Source organism: Kitasatospora sp. NPDC034023, from assembly GCF_055575795.1.
On sequence record NZ_JBVIRY010000025.1, the window covers coordinates 1 to 16187 of the forward strand.

Here is a 16187-nt window from a genome sequence, read left to right on the forward strand (position 1 = left end):
TGCCGCCCCGGTCTCCCGCGGCGACTCCGGAACTGTACGGGGACGGGCCCGCCACATGCAAATCGCCCCTGCCCGGGGTCCCGGGCAGGGGCGATCAGGGCCGATCACGGACCGATCAGCGGACCTCGGTGATCTCCGGACCGCGCGCGAACGGGTCGATCGAGGCGCCGCCGAAGCGGTTGTCGCCCTCGCCGGCGGTGGCGGCCGCCCCGCCACCGTCGGCCACCATCTGGGCGTCCTCGGGAAGCTTCAGCACGATCGGGTCGCGGGGAGCCATCGGGGACTCGCCACGGACGACGACCGTCTGGCGGAAGACCTGCTCCAGGATCCCGGCCATCTCCGGCTGCACCGCAGCCTGACCCGAGATCACGCCGCGCAGGAACCAGCGCGGACCGTCGCAGCCGACGAACCGCACCAGCTGGACACCCTGGGTGCCGTCGGGCAGCTGCACCGGGACCTGGGCACGGAGGTGCCAGCCGAGCGGGCCCTCCTCCTCCTCGATGAGGCCGCCCTGCGAGGTGATGCCGTTGGCGATCTCCTCGCGGACCTCCCCCCAGATGCCCTCGGACTTCGGGGCCGCGAAGGCCTGGAGCTGGATGGCGCTGTTGCCGAGCACGAGGGTGGCGGCCACGATCGCGTCACCGGCGACCTCGACGCGCAGTTCCATTCCCTCGACACCGGGGACCAGCAGACCCCCGAGGTCGACTCGTCCCTCCTCGGGGTTCTCCAGCTCCGAGTGGTCCCACGGACCGTCCGGCCGGGGGGCCGGCGGCAGGCCGACCCTGTCGGCCGGGTCCAGCTCGGTCACGTTCTCGCTCTCGGCGGAACCTTCGACGTCATCGGCCGTCTCGTCGGCGCTGATGGCGTCGTCGGCGAGCTGCTCGACAGCGTCCTCGCTCTTCTGGCGACGACGGAACACGGTCACTGTCCTTCCCGGTCCAAGACCGATGCGAATACCTGCTCGGCTTCCTGCGAGGCCGCGGGAATGCTAGACCGCGGCATGGCCGCCGGTCGACCCGAACCCGCCCTCGGCGCGTGCCGACCCAGGCAGCTCCTCCACCTCGTGGAAGCGGGCCTTCTCGACCTGCTGGATCACCAGCTGGGCGATCCGGTCCCCTCGGCGGAAGCTGACCCCCTCGTGCGGGTCCAGATTGACGACGATCACCTTGATCTCTCCACGGTACCCGGCATCGACGGTCCCCGGGGCGTTCACGAGAGCAACTCCGCAACGAGCTGCGAGCCCGGACCGGGGGTGGACGAAGGCCGCGTAGCCGTCCGGGAGGGCGACGGCGATGCCGGTCGGCAGGACCGCCCGCTCGCCGGGGGCCAGCTCGGCATCGACGGTGGTGCGCAGATCGGCGCCGGCGTCCCCGGGCTGCGCGTACGCGGGCAGCGGCAGCTCGGGGTCGATGCGCTTGATCAGGACGTCCAGCTGCGGGCGGGGGGTGTCACTCAAGGGTTCACCTCAAAGGCTCGTGCGCGCTTCATCAGATCCGGGTCGTCGAGGACCTTTCCGACGTCCTCGGCTCGACCGTGCGTGGTGAAGTGTTCCAGCTTCACCTGGATGAAGAGCGCCTGAGCACGCACGGCGACCGGTCCGTCCGGCCCGCCGATCCGCGCCTCGGCGGCGCTGTAGATCTTGCGGCCGTGCACGCCGGTGACCCAGGCGCGCAGGTGCAGCACCGAGTCGACGGGCACCGGGCAGAGGAAGTCGGTCTCCAGCCGGCCGGTCACGGCGGGGGCGTGCAGGAGCCAGTTGAGCGTGCCAAGGGTCTCGTCCATGGCGGTCGTCAGCACGCCGCCGTGGGCCAGCCCGGGGCCGCCCTGGTGGACGTCCCGGACGGTGAACTCGGCCGTGACGTCGAGTCCCTCGCCGGCGATCGCGTCGATCCGCAGGCCGCCGGGGTGCTGCGGGCCGCAGCCGAAGCAGTGCTCGTAGTGGGAGCCGAGCCGGGTGCCGGGGGCCGGTGCCTCGGGGGCGCGCGGCGGCAGGACGGCGTCCGGCGGCGGGGTGGTCGGGGACGGCGGCACCGCGGGCGCCGGCCGGTCGGTGGGAGTGGTGGGGGCTGTCGTACCGGTCACGGAGCCCAACCCTACTCAGGGGTAGGTAGGCCCCCGGTGGGGGTGGCGTCCCGCGCCAGGCGTCAGGGCGCCCACAATGGAGGGCATGTACGACGAACGCCTCACGGTGCCGCGCTCCTGGTGGCTGCTCCCGGTCGCGGTGAGCCTCACGCTCGCGCTGATCCTGATCCGGGTCAGCGGCCCGGCCGCGCTGGTCGGGCTGGTGGTCGGCATCGCTGCCGGCGCGGTCGGGATCAGCAGCTACGGCTCGGCCCGGATCCGTGTGGTCCAGGGCTCGCTGGTGGCCGGACCGGCCCGGATCCCGGTGGACGCGCTCGGCGCCGCGCAGGCGTTGAGCCCCGCCGAGGCGGCGGCCTGGCGCGGTCCGAAGGCCGATCCGCGCGCCTTCATGCTGCTGCGCAGCTACGTCCCGACGGCGCTGCGGGTCGAGGTGAGCGATCCGGCCGACCCGACGCCGTATCTCTATCTGTCGACCCGCTCGCCGATGAAGCTGGCGGAGGCGCTGGAGGAGGCCCGGCGCGGCGCCCGTACCTGAGCGCGCGGGCCGCGAGGGCCCCGAAGGGTCGTGTGACAGGTCCTGACAGATCCTGGGAGGCCCTGGGAGGCCCTGAAGGGTCCGAGGACCGGAAACCTGAAGGGTCCGAGGACCGGAAACCTGAAGGGTCCAAGGACCGGAAACCTGAAGGGTCCGAGGACCGGAAAACGGAGAGGGACGGTTCCGCTGCTGCGGGACCGTCCCTACGACTTTGTGCCGGCCGACGCGTCGGCCGACTCCGTCCTGCCGGGCCCGTCCGTTCGGACGGGCTCCGAAACTGCCGTCCGGCCCCGCTGCCCGGGGCCGGAAGGAGCGGTGTGCCGGTCCCGCGGGAGCCGCGGGCACCGGGCCCTGTCTGCCGCGGTGCTCAGGCGCCGCAGTCCCGGCAGATCGGGTTGCCGTTCTTCTCGCTGTAGAGCTGGCTGCGGTGGTGGACCAGGAAGCAGCTCATGCAGGTGAACTCGTCCGCCTGCTTCGGCAGCACCCGGACGGCGAGCTCCTCGTTCGAGAGGTCGGCGCCGGGGAGCTCCATGCCTTCGGCGGCGTCGAACTCGTCGACGTCGACAGAGCCGCCGCCCTTGTCGTTCCGCCGAGCCTTGAGCTCCTCGATGCTGTCTTCGTTGAGCTCGTCGTCAGTCTTGCGTGGGGTGTCGTAGTCGGTTGCCATTTGTCGCTCTCCCCCTCCGGGTTGTGCGGTGTGTGCGGGTATCTCCAGCGCACGTAACGCATGGGGGGCCGGTCTTGTGCCCGACCCGAGGCGGAGATTTTGCCTTACTTCAAGCCCTGTTACTCAATCGACACTCAGCCCGGGGTCCATCGGGGTGATCCTCGGGGCCGCAAAAGGCCTCACGCTGGGCCATCGCCGACCCTTCCCGGGCCCGGTGAGCCAGCCACGCACAGTGAGCACCGGAGGTGCGGGTACCCGCCGAATCCCTTGCCTCTCAGGGATGACGACCGATCCGGCGGATCCGCCCGGGGGCGAAATCCGGTCACGGACGGCGATCTACACCCCCGAACGGGTGATCACTCTCCGGGGTTGGCCGAAACCATGGAGCGACACGGTGTGAGCTTGGTCACGTTCAGAATCTTCCGGGGCAAACCACGGAAAATCCACCCACTCCGACCGCCTGCGGGAGCACCCTACTCCGCGCTCCGCCGGGCCGCCCGACGCGCCATGATCGCCGCCTGGCGCTCCTCGAACCTCCGCGCCTGCGAGTCCAGCCCGTCCAGGAAGACGCCCAGCTCGTTCTGCGCCAGCACCCCCTCCGGGCCGAGGCCGCCGATCTCCATCACCTTGAGGTGGCGCAGCACCGGCTGCAGCACGTCGTCGTGGTGGATGCGCAGGTTGTACACCCCGCCGAGGGCGATCTGCGCGGCGGCGCGCTCGAAGCCGGGGATGCCGTGGCCGGGCATCCGGAAGTCGGTGACCACGTCGGCGATGGCCCGCATGGCCTGGTCGGGGGCGATCTCCAGGGCGGCCTTCAGCAGGTTCCGGTAGAAGACCATGTGCAGGTTCTCGTCGTTGGCGACCTTCGCCAGGAGCTGCTCGCACAGCGGGTCGCCGGCGTACTTGCCGGTGTTGCGGTGCGCGATGCGGGTGGCGAGCTCCTGGAAGGCCACGTACGCGACCGACTGCAGCATGCTGTGCGCGTTGTCGGACTCGAAGCCCTCGGACATGTGGCTCATCCGGGCCCGCTCCAGCTCCACCGGGTCGACGGCCCGGGTGGCGAGCAGGTAGTCGCGGATGGCTATGCCGTGGCGGCCCTCCTCGGCCGTCCAGCGGTGCACCCAGGTGCCCCAGGCGCCCTCGCGGCCGAACATGCTGGCGATCTCGTGGTGGTAGCTGGGGAGGTTGTCCTCGGTCAGCAGGTTCACCACCAGCGACACCCGGCCCAGCGCGGTCACCTGCGACTGCTCGACCGACCAGGCCTCACCGCCCAGCACGCCGTCGAAGTCGCGGCCCTGGCTCCACGGGACGAACTCGTGCGGCATCCACTCCTTGGCGACGCTCAGGTGGCGGTCGAGTTCCTTCTCCACGACCTCCTCGAGGGCCAGGATCAGCCGCGCGTCGGTCCAGCCGCTCGATCCGAGCGAGGTGCTGCTCTGCACGGTGCTGCGCTGCACAGGGGCGATGGTCACGGTTTGCTCCTGGGGGACGGCACGCGCGGGGACCGGCGCGTTGGGCGGGCACACGTCGTGCGGACTCCGGCGGGGGCGCCGGCGGACTCGCACTTACGGTTGCGTAGGTTACGACACCGTAAGTTGCTGGGGCCGCAAAAGACAAGCCGCCCCCGCCAGGCCTTATGTCGTCTTGACGGGCCTGACGGGGGCGGCTTGCTGTTCCACGAGCCGACGGCAGCCGGTCTGCCTACGGCGAGGGGATGCGAACCCGCATGGTGAGGCCGCCGCCGGCGCGCGGGGTGGCCTCGATGGTGCCGCCGTGGGCGCGCACGACCGAGCGGACGATGGACAGACCCAGCCCGACCCCCTTGTCGCTGCGGGTGCGGTCGGCGCCCTTGACCCGGCGGAACGGCTCGAAGATGTGTTCCAGTTCGTACCCCGGCACCATCGGGCCGGTGTTGGAGACCACCAGCTCGCCGCCGCCCGGCACCTCGGCGGTGGCCAGCTCGACCCAGCCGCCCGGGGTGTTGTACCGGACCGCGTTCTGCAGCAGGTTGAGCGCGAGCCGCTCCAGCAGCACGCCGTTGCCCGCGACCACGGCCGGATCGAGCTTCGAGCGCAGCTCGACCTCGCGCTTGTCCGCCTCGGCCCGGGTCTGCTCCAGCGCCCGGGTGGCCACCTCGGACAGCTCCACCGGGCGGCGGTCGGTCAGCTCGTTCTCGCTGCGGGCGAGCAGCAGCAGGCCCTCGACCAGCTGCTCGCTGCGCTCGTTGGTGGCCAGCAGGGTCTTGCCCAGCTGCTGCAGGTCGGGGGAGGCGGCCGGGTCGGAGAGCTGGACCTCCAGCAGGGTGCGGTTGATCGCCAGCGGCGTGCGCAGCTCGTGCGAGGCGTTGGCGACGAAACGGCGCTGGGAGTCGAAGGAGCGGTCCAGCCGGTCCAGCATGTCGTCGAAGGTGTCGGCGAGCTCCTTGAGCTCGTCGTCCGGCCCGTCCAGCTCGATCCGGCGGTGCAGGTCGGAGGAGGCGACGTCGCGGGCGGTGCGGGTGATCCGGCCGAGCGGGCGCAGCACCCGGCCGGCCATCGCGTAGCCGGCCGCGAAGGCGATCACGGCGAGGCAGACCAGGACGGTCAGCAGCTTGCGCAGCAGGGTGTTGAGCGCCTGGCTGGCCTGGTAGGCCTTGTAGTCGTTCAGCCACTGGTCGAGCGCGGACTGGCTGTTGAGGGTGAGGTTGTCCGGGGTCCGCACCGAGATGCCCGGTCCGTTGAGCACCAGGTGCGGCTGGCCGACCTCCTGCAGGGCCTGCTGGACGAAGAAGTACATCACCAGCAGCAGCACGACGCCGGCCATCAGGAACATCCCGCCGTAGAGCAGGGTGAGCCGCATCCGGATGGTGGGGCGGAAGGGCAGCCAGGCGAGCACGCCGTCGCCGGGGACGTAGGTCTGGTTCGACCGGGCCGAGCGCGGCGGGTGCAGAGGCTTGGGCGGTACGGCGCGCGGGCCGCCGGCGGGCGCGCCGGAGGGCCCGCCGGCCGGGGGCGGGGTGGTCATGATCGTCCTCTCGGGGCGTCCGCCGGGGCGGGCGCGGGGTGGTGGATTCCCGGGATCCGGGCCCTTCGTCGAAGGGATCCCGGGGTCAGATCCGGTAGCCGGAGCCCGGCACGGTGACGATCACCGGCGGGTCGCCGAGCTTGCGGCGCAGCGTCATCACGGTGACGCGCACGACGTTGGTGAACGGGTCGGTGTGCTCGTCCCAGGCCTTCTCCAGCAGCTGCTCGGCGGAGACGACGGCGCCGCCGGCCCGCATGAGCACCTCCAGGACGGCAAACTCCTTGGGGGCGAGTTGGACGGTGCGGCCGTCGCGGATCACCTCGCGCCGACCGGGGTCGACCGAGATGCCGGCGCGTTCGAGCACCGGGGGCAGCGGAACGGTCGCGCGGCGGCCCAGCGCCCTGACCCGGGCGACGAGTTCGCTGAAGGCGAACGGCTTCGGAAGGTAGTCGTCCGCGCCGAGCTCCAGGCCCTCGACCCGGTCGCTGATGTCGCCGGAGGCGGTCAGCATGATCACCCGGGTCGCGAGGCCCTGCTCGACCACCTTGCGGCAGACGTCGTCGCCGTGGACCAGCGGAAGGTCGCGGTCCAGGACCACCACGTCGTAGTCGTTGACCGCGATGCGCTGGAGCGCGGCCTCCCCGTCGTACACCACGTCGACAGCCATCGCCTCGCGGCGCAGGCCGGTCGCGACGGCCTCGGCAAGCAGCTGCTCGTCCTCGACGACGAGAACCCGCACGGTCGTTGTCCCTTCTCCAGGCCGGCCCCGGAAAGCGGACGCACGGCTCCGACGGTGGCTCCATCCTGCCTGGTCCTGCGGTAAAGCAGCGATAAGCTGCCCCTCGGGCACGGGGTCCGGGTCCGCGGCGATGACCGTTCGTGTCGGCACCACTCCGCTTGGACTGTGACACGGGCAACTTTCTTTCGCCGGGAGGTTTCCCGGCCGCCCCGGCGGGGAGGACAGCTGCACACCCGCGATCTGGCCCTTGGCCGGTCGCACCCACCCGCCGTGCGTTCATCCGCGCCGGCCCTGGGGCTGGGACATCACCGGGAGCGGCCGAAGGCCGTCTCCGCGTCCGACCGGCGATCCACCACTGCCGGCCGGGGCGCTTTCACCGGCTGGACCTTCCTCAGGGCGGAGAACGCACGACCGTGCACGTCCGACACAGTAAGGGGGCCCGTATGGACGCCTTCAAGGCCGGAATCCTGCAGCGCATAGCCAACGCCGAGCAGGACCTGCACCGCGCGATCGAGGCCGGGGACGAGTTCCTCGCCGAGGTGGAGCAGTCCGAGCTGGACGACCTCCGCCGACTCGCCGCCGAGCACGGCGTGGACACGGTGCTGGAGCGCCACCGCACCGCTGCCTGACCCGTCCGGCACCACCGACCCGTCGCCGGTCCTCCGGCACCTGCGGCCCTGCGGGGGCCGTGCGAAACCCCAGGCCCTGGCATCCCCCGTATGCCAGGGCTCTTCGCATGCCCGGGGCCGAGCCGCGGTCCCGGGCGTGCGAACCCGCCCGGCCGGGCCGGAACCGGTCAGTCCGCCCAGGCGCGCAGCGTGGCCAGGCGTTCCTGCAGCGGCTCGTACACGCCCGGGGCGGCGGCCACGGTCAGCTCGCCGTCCGGGCCGTGCCCGGGGCGGCCGCCGGTCAGCGCGCCGGCCTCGGCGGCGATCAGACAGCCGGCCGCGCGGTCCCAGGGGGCGAGGCCGCGCTCGTAGTAGCCGTCCAGCCGCCCGGCGGCGACGTCGCACAGGTCGACCGCGGCCGCCCCGCCCCGGCGGATGTCCCGCACCTCGGGCATCAGCGCCAGCAGCACCTCGGCCTGGCGCACCCGCACCGACCGGACGTAGTTGAAGCCGGTGGCGATCAGCGCCTGGCCCCACGGCGGGGCGGGGCGGGCCGAGAGCGGCCGGCCGTTCAGCCGGGCGCCGCGGCCCAGGACGGCGTGGAACAGTTCGTCGCGCGCCGGGGCGAACACCACGCCGACGACCGCCCGGCCGTCCAGCTCGGCGGCCACGCTGACCGCCCAGGAGGGCAGTCCGTACAGGTAGTTGACCGTGCCGTCGAGCGGGTCCACGACCCAGCGGACCCCGCTGGTGCCGGACCGTTCGGCGCCCTCCTCGCCGAGGTAGCCGTCGGTCGGGCGGCGGTCGGTGATCAGCTCCAGCAGGAGCTTCTCGGAGGCGAGGTCCATCTCGGTGACCACGTCGACCGGGCTGCTCTTGGTGCCGGCCACGCCGAGGTCGGCGGGGCGGCCGTCGCGCAGCAGGACGCCGGCCTGCCGGGCCGCGTCCAGGGCGACGTCCAGCAGGTCGTCGAGGAGCCGGTCGTCGGGCTGGGCGGGGGCGGTCACGGGATTCTCCTCCGGGGCGGCGGTGAGCGGCGGGACGGGCGGTCAGTGCTCGGCGGCGGCCGGGCGCGGGGCGCGCGGGTTGGGGCAGCAGGCGATCGCGCACACGTCGTGGCTGGGGCCGAGCGCGCCGAGGGCGCAGCGGGTCACGCCCTCGCCGCGCTCGGTGGCGGCCCGCTCCAGGACCAGGTCGCGGACAGCGGCGGTGAACCGGGGGTCGGCGCCGACGGTGGCGGCGCGGGCCACTGGCAGGCCGAGTTCGGCGGCCTTGGCGACCGCCTCGGTGTCGAGGTCGTACTTGACCTCCATGTGGTCGGAGACGAAGCCGATCGGGACCATCACCACGGCGGGCGCGCCCTCGGCCCGCCGGGCCTCCAGGTGGTCGCAGATGTCGGGTTCCAGCCACGGGGTGTGCGGGGCGCCGCTGCGGCTCTGGAACACCAGTTCCCAGGGTCGGTCGGCGACGCCGGTGCGCTCGGCGACGGCGGCGGCGATCAGCCGGGCCACGTCCAGGTGCTGGGCGACGTACGCGCCGCCCGGGGTGCCGCGGGCCGGGTCGTCCGGGGCGCCGGAGGACTCGGCCATGGCGTCCGGGATGGAGTGGGTGGTGAACGCCAGCCGGGCGCCGTCCCGTACCCCGGCGGGCAGCTCGGCCAGCGCGGCCACGGTGGCGTCGATCATCGGCTCGACGAAACCGGGGTGGTTGTAGAAGTGCCGCAGCTTGTCGACCCTCAGGGCGGGCACACCCTCCTCGGCCAGGGCGGTCAGCGCGTCGGCGAGGTTCTCCCGGTACTGGCGGCAGCCCGAGTAGCCGGCGTAGGCGCTGGTGGCGAGCACGGCGATCCGGCGGTGGCCGTCGGCGGCGATCTCCCGCAGGGCGTCGACCAGGTAGGGCGCCCAGTTCCGGTTGCCCCAGTAGACCGGCAGGTCAAGCCCGTGCTCGGCGAAGTCCTTGCGCAGCGCGGCGAGCAGTTCGCGGTTCTGCTCGTTGATCGGGCTGACCCCGCCGAACATGAAGTAGTGCTTGCCCACCTCCTTCAGCCGCTCCTTGGGGATGCCGCGGCCGCGGGTGACGTTCTCCAGGAAGGGGACGACCTCCTCGGGGCCCTCGGGCCCGCCGAAGGACAGGAGCAGCAGGGCGTCGTACGGAGCGGCGCCGGAGGGGGAGGGTTTGCGCGCGTCGGACATGGCACCGATCCTGCCACTGAGGGGCCGGGCGCTGTCGCCGGGGCCGCGCAGGTGTCCGGAAAATACCGTTTGCCAACGTACGTAAGCTGTGTTCACCTGCCTTGTTCCTTACCCCACCCCCGTCCGGAGTTCTCCCGTGCTGTCCAGCTACCGCCGGATATTCGCCTCCCCCGGCACTCTGGCCTTCTCCACCACCGGTTTCGTCTCCCGGCTACCGATCTCCATGACCGGCATCGGCATCGTGACCATGCTCTCCCAGTTGAGGGGCTCGTACGGTGTCGCGGGCCTGGTCTCGGCCACCCTGGCGATCTCCGCCGCCGTCCTCGGCCCGCAGGTCTCCCGGCTGGTGGACCGGCTGGGCCAGCGCAAGATCATCATCCCGGCCATGGCGCTCACCATCGCCGCCGTCGTCGGCCTGCTGCTCTGCGCCCGGCTGAAGGCCCCGGACTGGACGCTGTTCGTCTTCGCGGCCGGCATGGGCGTCATGCCGAGCACCGGCGCGATGGTCCGCGCCCGCTGGGCCCACCTCTACCGCGACGACGCCCCCAAGCTGCACACCGCGTACTCCTTCGAGGCCGTCGTCGACGAGGTCTGCTTCATCGTCGGTCCGATCCTCTCCATCGGGCTGGCCACCTCCGTCTTCCCCGAGGCCGGCGTGCTGCTCGCCGGGATCTTCCTCGCCGTCGGCGTCCTGCTGTTCGCCGGACAGCGCTCCACCGAGCCGCCGGTCCACCCGACCGCCCGGCACGACGGCCACTCGGTCATCCTCAACCACGGCCTCCAGGTGCTGATCCTGACCTTCGTCGCCACCGGCGCGATCTTCGGCTCGGTCGAGGTCGTCACCGTCGCCTTCTCCGAGGCCCAGGGCCACAAGTCGATCTCCAGCGTGATCCTCGCCCTGTGGGCGCTCGGCTCCTGCCTGGCCGGCGTGGTCTACGGCACCCTCAAGCTCACCGGCTCGCTGGCCGCCCGCTTCTTCCTCGGCGTGGTGTTCATGGCCGTCAGCATGGTGCCGCTGCTGCTGGTCGCCCACGCGGTGCACGGCGTCGGCGGGCTGGCCGCGGTCGGCGGCGCCCTGCTGGTCGCGGGCATCGCCATCTCCCCCACCCTGATCAGCGCGATGGCCCTGGTCGAGCGGCTCGTGCCGGCGTCCCAGCTGACCGAGGGCATGACCTGGACGACCACCGGCCTCGCCCTGGGCGTCGCGGTCGGCTCCTCGGCCGGCGGCTGGGTGGTGGACGCCTCCGGCGCCGCCGCCGGCTACTGGGTACCGCTGGCCGCCGGCATGCTCGGCGTGGTCGCCGCACTGGGCGGACTCGGCCGGCTGCGCGCCGGACTGGCCGCCGAGCAGCCCGCCGCGGACGCCGATCGACCCGTAGACGCCGAACGGTGAACTGACTAATCTCTCGCCCTACCCGTGGCCCTACCCGCGGGTAGGGCGGCCGCGCCGTCCCGGACCGCGCCGACCCCGGTGCCACGGAGCAGGAGGCAGCGCAATGCCCCAGGCCAGTACCGCGACCCGCACCCGGTGGACCAACTGGGCCGGCAACCAGAGCGCCGAGCCCGCCCGGGCCGCCGCCCCCGGCACCGCGGAGGAACTGGCCAAGGAGATCCTGCGCGCCGCCGAGCAGGGCCGTACCGTCAAGGCCGTCGGCTCCGGCCACTCCTTCACCTCGATCGCCTCCGCCGGCGACGGCGTCCAGATCCGCCCGCACGCGCTCACCGCCATCCGCGAGATCGACCGCGAGGCGGGCACCATCACCGTCGAGTCCGGCCTCCCGCTGCACCGACTCAACCGGGTCCTCGCTACCGAGGGCCTCTCCCTCACCAACATGGGCGACATCGAGGTCCAGACCGTCGCCGGCGCCACCAGCACCGGCACCCACGGCACCGGCCGCGACTCCGGCTCGCTCGCCGCCCAGATCCGCGCGCTGGAGATCGTCCTCGCCGACGGCTCCCTCAAGCGCTGCTCCCCCACCGAGAACCCCCGGCTCTTCCAGGGCGCCCGGCTCGGCCTCGGCGCCCTCGGCGTGATCACCGCGCTCACCTTCGGCGTCGAACCGGCCTTCCTGCTCACCGCGCACGAGCAGCCGATGGCGTTCGACGAGGTGCTGGAGCGCCTCGACGACCTCGCCGCCGTCAACGAGCACTTCGAGTTCTACTGGTTCCCGCACACCGACCGCTGCTCCACCAAGCGCAACAACCGCAGCCAGGGCCCGGCCGCCCCGCTGCCCCGGTTCAAGGGGTGGCTGGAGGACGACTTCCTCTCCAACACCGTCTGGGAGGGCGCCTGCCGGGTCGGCCGGCGCTTCCCCGGCTCGATCCCCTCGATCGCCGCACTGGCCAGCCGCGCCTGGTCCGACCGCAGCTACACCGACACCGCGTACCGGGTGTTCACCAGCCCGCGCAAGGTCCGCTTCGTGGAGATGGAGTACGCGGTGCCACGCGCGGCCGTCGGCGAGGTGCTGCGCGAGCTGAAGGCCCTGATCGAACGCTCCGACTGGAAGGTCAGCTTCCCGGTCGAGGTGCGCTTCGCCCCCGCCGACGACCTCTGGCTCTCCACCGCCTCCGGCCGGGACAGCGCCTACATCGCCGTCCACCTCTACCGGGGCACCGCCGACCAGGGCTACTTCACCGGCGTCGAACAGCTGATGACCGCCCATCAGGGCCGCCCGCACTGGGGCAAGCTGCACACCCGCGACGCCGAGTACCTGGCCGGCGTCTACCCGCACTTCGGCGACTTCACCGCCCTGCGCGACGAGGTCGACCCGCAGCGGATCTTCGGCAACGACTACCTGCGCCGGGTGCTGGGGGCCTGATCCACGGGGCCCGGTCCGCCCGGACTCGCCGGTCCGCCCGGGCTCGTCAGTTCGCCGGGGTCCCGGCCGCCGGCGGCGGGGCCACCGTCGTCGACCCCGTCGGCTCGTTCCCCGGCACGGGCGGCTGCGTCGTGGCCTCGCCGGTGGGCTTCCCGCCCCCCGCCGACGGGGAGGAACCGGCCGACGGGGTCGCGCTCGGACTCGCCGAGGGCGAAGCCGTACCCGGGCCGGTACCAGGGGTGCCGCTCGGCTCCCGGCTCGGCCGCGTCGTCGCCGGGGCCGAGGCGCCGCCGGACGGCGTGGCCTCCGGAGCGCGCCTGTCGCCCGGGCCCGGCCGCTCCGGCGGAGCGTCCTGCGGCTGGGAGGACTTGGGCGCCACCGAGCCGCCGAAGGAGGTGCCGTTGCCGGACTCGCCCTTGACCGTCGCCGACACCGGCTGCCCGGTCGCCAGTTCGAACGCCACGATCGGCGTCATCGCCAGCACGAACACCAGCCCGGACACCACCGCGTAGGTCTTCCAGGTCCACCGCCGGCGCGCCCGCACCACCTGCGGCTCGCTCCACTCCGCGGTGATCACCGAAGGCCGCGGCGGCGCTTCGTGCTCCGCCGGCACCTGGCGCAGCGTGTTCGCGGTCTGGATCGGCCCCCGGTCCACCGCGTCGCGCAGTTGCTCGCCGGTCCGCCTGAAGACGTGCTGGAGCACAGCGCCGCCGGTGGTGGCCCCGACACTCACCACCGCGGCGCCCATGATCGTCCCGTACACGCCCAGTTCGGAGGCCAACAGCGCGCCCACCACGGCGGCCAGCGCACCCGCCGCGACCTGAGCCACACTCAGATCGATCCGCTTGCGCTCCTCCTTGCCGCCCTCCTCGGCGGGGCTCAGCTCCGACATCAACATCCCTCGGTCCGTACGACTGTTCCTCGAACAAGCCACTCCATCTTGCCCAAAGAAGGACACAAGGGACGAAAATGCGGTTCTGCGCGCCCGGATTGTGTGAAGATGATCACCGTTCACCCACTGGTGGTCCGCCATCGGGGGAGCGCGCTCTTGAGATTCCCGTGAATCGCGGGAGACTTGAGCGGCGAGCCGCCCCTTTGGATGCCACGAATGGAGTACTGTTCGTAAAGCCTGAGCCTTGGGTCGACTTGTCGACTGCTTCTACACCGGCAGCTTGACGAGGAGCCACGGAACAGGCACGCACGGCGACGCCGGGTCCCGGATCGTCGCGAACACTCCGCGTGCGAGGACGGCCGGGACACCCAGGCGCGACGTCGACGGATGGCGTGGCAAAAAGGCAACCGTGCCACAGCGGCGTGGCGGGGCGTAAGCCCGACACGCCGGGGAACTCAGCAAGGTTGTGGCCAGTCGCGAGCGGGCAGGCCACACTCAGTACGGGAGCAGCGACGCAGGTGACGTCGGCAGGCACCACCCGGGAGGTAACCGTGCCCGAACTGCGGGTTGTGGCCGTCAGCAACGACGGCACACGGCTGGTGCTCAAGGCTGCCGACAGCACGGAGTACACCCTCCCCATCGACGAGCGGCTGCGCGCCGCCATCCGCGGCGACCGGCCGCGCCTCGGCCAGATCGAGATCGAGGTCGAGAGCCATCTGCGCCCCCGGGACATCCAGGCCCGGATACGAGCCGGTGCCTCCGCCGAGGAGGTCGCCCAGGCCGCCGGGATCTCCGTCGACCGCGTCCGTCGCTTCGAGGGTCCGGTCCTCGCCGAGCGCGCCTTCATGGCCGAGCGCGCCCGCAAGACCGCCATCCGCCGCAACGGCGAGTCCCCGGGCCCGCAGCTCGGCGAGGCCGTCGCCGAGCGGCTCGCGCTGCGCGGCGCCGAGAAGGACACCGAGCGCTGGGACTCCTGGCGCCGCGACGACGGCACCTGGGAGGTCATCCTCTCCTACCGGGCCGACGGCGAGGGCCGCAGCGCCTCGTGGACGTACGACCCGCCCCGGCGCCTGGTCCAGCCCAACGACGACGAGGCCCGCGCGCTGATCGGCGAGAACGTCGAGCGCGAGGAGGAGTCGATCTTCCCGTTCATCCCGCGGATCGCCCGGCTCCCCCAGGACCGGCCGCCCCGCCCGATGATCGACCGGCCCTCGGCCGACCGCATCATGTCGGCCCGCGAGGTCCGCGAATCGCGGGAGGCCACCGCCGAGTCCCGGGACTCGCTGACCAGCCTGCTCGACGTGGTCCCCGCCTTCCGCGGCGACCTCGCCGTCGGCAGCCCCGCCCCGATCGAGCCGGTGCCCGCCGAGGTCGCCGAGGAGAGCGAGGAGCCGGCCGCGGCCGCCGCCCCGGCGGTCGGCGCGGGTTCGGCCTACGCCGACATCCTGATGCCGCGCGCCGTCGCCCCGCACCGCGAGCGCCTGGTCGGCACCACCGACCGGCAGGCCGAGGCGGACGGCGTCCGGCCCGGGCGCCGGGCCACCGTGCCCAGCTGGGACGAGATCGTCTTCGGCAGCCGGCGCAAGAAGCAGGAGTAGTACCGATGCCGAAGGGCGGGAGGCCGGGCCTCCCGCCCTTCGGCGTTCCCGGACTCAGCCCGGCTGGTCGGTGACCGCCACCGGGCGGCCCGGGTCGCTCGACCACTCGCTCCACGACCCCGGGTACAGCGTGGCCGGCAGACCCGCCACCTCCAGCGCCAGGATCTGGTGCGCCGCCGTCACCCCCGAGCCGCAGTACACCGCGGTCTCCCGCTCCCCCGCGCCCAGCGCCCGGAACCGGGCCGCCAGCTCGGCCGCCGGACGGAACCGCCCGTCCGGGCCCACGTTCTCGGCCGTCGGCGCCGACACCGCGCCGGGGACGTGCCCGGCCCGCGGGTCCACCGGCTCCGTCTCGCCCCGGTAGCGCTCCCCCGACCGGGCGTCCAGCAGCAGACCGCCGCGCGCCCAGGCCGCGGCGCCGTCCGCGTCCACCGTCGGCAGCCGGCCGGGCACCGGCTTGAAGTCGCCTTCCGCGGGCTCCGGCAGCTCGGCCGTCACCGTCAGCCCCGCCGCCTGCCAGGCCGCGAAGCCGCCGTCCAGCACCCGGACGTCCCGGTGCCCGGCCCAGCGCAGCAGCCACCAGGCGCGGGCCGCCGCCATCGAGGCCGCGCCGTCGTACACCACGACCGGGCGCTCGGCGCTCACCCCGAAGCCGCGCATCGCCGCGCCGAACTCCTCCGGGTCCGGCAGCGGGTGGCGCCCGCCCCGGCCGGGGGCACCGGGCGGGGCCGCGAGGTCCCGGTCCAGCTCGACGAAGTGGGCGCCGGGCAGGTGCCCGGCCCGGTACTCCTCGGCCGCGGTCGGGCCGCCCGGCGCGGCACCGACCAGCTGGTAGCGCACGTCCAGCAGCACCGGCGGACGGGCGGAGGCGAGCGCCTCCGCCAGCTCGACCGCGGAGATCAGCGGGGAACCGTCGTTGTAGGTGGTCATGGCGGCCATTGTCGCGCAGCACCGCCGACCCGCCGCTCTTTGTGCGGACTTTGCCGGATTTTCCGCGCGGCCCGAGGGTTGGGCGCCCGCCAGGGTGGAAGCATCACCCTCGCGCCCGAGGT

The 16187-nt window shown here is 73.1% G+C and carries 16 protein-coding genes; 5 read left to right on the forward strand and 11 right to left on the reverse strand.

The features are described 5' to 3' along the window. Positions 1–115 precede the first annotated feature (115 nt). The 3 genes from ACZ52R_RS28680 to ACZ52R_RS28690 all read right to left on the reverse strand — a co-directional run bounded on the left by ACZ52R_RS28680 (position 116) and on the right by ACZ52R_RS28690 (position 2031). Positions 116–919 carry a DUF3710 domain-containing protein gene (locus ACZ52R_RS28680; RefSeq protein ID WP_360506080.1) on the reverse strand — a complete coding sequence of 268 codons (804 nt, stop codon included), beginning with the start codon at positions 917–919 and terminating at the stop codon, positions 116–118. Between the two features lie 69 nt (positions 920–988). Further along, entirely contained in the window at positions 989–1456 is a 468-nt protein-coding gene (dut, locus tag ACZ52R_RS28685; protein ID WP_465623112.1) for a dUTP diphosphatase, read from the reverse strand. Next, positions 1453–2031 (reverse strand): PaaI family thioesterase, encoded by a 579-nt coding sequence (locus ACZ52R_RS28690; protein ID WP_465664884.1) that lies wholly within the window; start codon positions 2029–2031, stop codon positions 1453–1455. The genes dut and ACZ52R_RS28690 overlap by 4 nt, the downstream gene beginning before the upstream one ends. A 136-nt stretch (positions 2032–2167) precedes the next feature. On the opposite strand from ACZ52R_RS28690, the gene ACZ52R_RS28695 reads away from it, so the two are divergent. Beyond that, positions 2168–2617 (forward strand): DUF3093 domain-containing protein, encoded by a 450-nt coding sequence (locus ACZ52R_RS28695; RefSeq protein WP_465754415.1) that lies wholly within the window; start codon positions 2168–2170, stop codon positions 2615–2617. Positions 2618–2984: 367 nt separating this feature from the next. On the opposite strand, the gene ACZ52R_RS28700 is transcribed toward ACZ52R_RS28695, so the two are convergent. The 4 genes from ACZ52R_RS28700 to ACZ52R_RS28715 all read right to left on the reverse strand — a co-directional run bounded on the left by ACZ52R_RS28700 (position 2985) and on the right by ACZ52R_RS28715 (position 7026). Next, positions 2985–3284 carry a DUF4193 domain-containing protein gene (locus tag ACZ52R_RS28700; RefSeq protein WP_030057692.1) on the reverse strand — a complete coding sequence of 100 codons (300 nt, stop codon included), beginning with the start codon at positions 3282–3284 and terminating at the stop codon, positions 2985–2987. A gap of 473 nt (positions 3285–3757) precedes the next feature. Further along, positions 3758–4756 carry an acyl-ACP desaturase gene (locus ACZ52R_RS28705; RefSeq protein ID WP_465664858.1) on the reverse strand — a complete coding sequence of 333 codons (999 nt, stop codon included), beginning with the start codon at positions 4754–4756 and terminating at the stop codon, positions 3758–3760. A gap of 229 nt (positions 4757–4985) precedes the next feature. After that, positions 4986–6287 (reverse strand): sensor histidine kinase, encoded by a 1302-nt coding sequence (locus ACZ52R_RS28710; protein WP_465623115.1) that lies wholly within the window; start codon positions 6285–6287, stop codon positions 4986–4988. 85 nt (positions 6288–6372) lie between these two features. Further along, positions 6373–7026 carry a response regulator transcription factor gene (locus ACZ52R_RS28715; protein WP_465664860.1) on the reverse strand — a complete coding sequence of 218 codons (654 nt, stop codon included), beginning with the start codon at positions 7024–7026 and terminating at the stop codon, positions 6373–6375. Positions 7027–7469: 443 nt separating this feature from the next. Between ACZ52R_RS28715 and ACZ52R_RS28720 the strand changes: the two genes are divergently transcribed. Beyond that, complete coding sequence (locus tag ACZ52R_RS28720) at positions 7470–7655, forward strand: hypothetical protein (RefSeq protein WP_030057688.1); 186 nt, start codon at positions 7470–7472, stop codon at positions 7653–7655. Between the two features lie 167 nt (positions 7656–7822). Here the strand turns inward: ACZ52R_RS28720 and ACZ52R_RS28725 are convergent, their stop codons facing one another. Beyond that, positions 7823–8641, reverse strand: coding sequence for an inositol monophosphatase family protein (locus tag ACZ52R_RS28725; RefSeq protein ID WP_465623117.1), 819 nt, complete (start codon positions 8639–8641; stop codon positions 7823–7825). Positions 8642–8683: 42 nt separating this feature from the next. After that, positions 8684–9826, reverse strand: coding sequence for a ferrochelatase (locus ACZ52R_RS28730; protein WP_465623118.1), 1143 nt, complete (start codon positions 9824–9826; stop codon positions 8684–8686). A gap of 136 nt (positions 9827–9962) precedes the next feature. Here ACZ52R_RS28730 and ACZ52R_RS28735 point away from each other — a divergent pair, with 136 nt between their 5' ends. Together ACZ52R_RS28735 and ACZ52R_RS28740 are read left to right on the forward strand one after the other, a co-directional pair. Then, positions 9963–11219, forward strand: coding sequence for an MFS transporter (locus ACZ52R_RS28735; RefSeq protein WP_465664862.1), 1257 nt, complete (start codon positions 9963–9965; stop codon positions 11217–11219). A gap of 103 nt (positions 11220–11322) precedes the next feature. Beyond that, positions 11323–12645, forward strand: coding sequence for a D-arabinono-1,4-lactone oxidase (locus tag ACZ52R_RS28740; protein WP_465623122.1), 1323 nt, complete (start codon positions 11323–11325; stop codon positions 12643–12645). 46 nt (positions 12646–12691) lie between these two features. On the opposite strand, the gene ACZ52R_RS28745 is transcribed toward ACZ52R_RS28740, so the two are convergent. Beyond that, the gene (locus ACZ52R_RS28745) at positions 12692–13537 is read right to left on the reverse strand and encodes a hypothetical protein (RefSeq protein ID WP_465623124.1); all 846 of its coding nucleotides are present in this window, start codon (positions 13535–13537) and stop codon (positions 12692–12694) included. A 518-nt stretch (positions 13538–14055) separates the two neighbouring features. On the opposite strand from ACZ52R_RS28745, the gene sepH reads away from it, so the two are divergent. Next, on the forward strand, positions 14056–15135 hold the full coding sequence (gene sepH, locus ACZ52R_RS28750) for a septation protein SepH (protein ID WP_465623126.1): 1080 nt from the start codon (positions 14056–14058) through the stop codon (positions 15133–15135). Between the two features lie 54 nt (positions 15136–15189). Here the strand turns inward: sepH and ACZ52R_RS28755 are convergent, their stop codons facing one another. Further along, positions 15190–16065, reverse strand: a complete 876-nt coding sequence (locus tag ACZ52R_RS28755; RefSeq protein ID WP_465623128.1) for a sulfurtransferase — start codon at positions 16063–16065, stop codon at positions 15190–15192. Between the last annotated feature and the right edge of the window lie 122 nt (positions 16066–16187).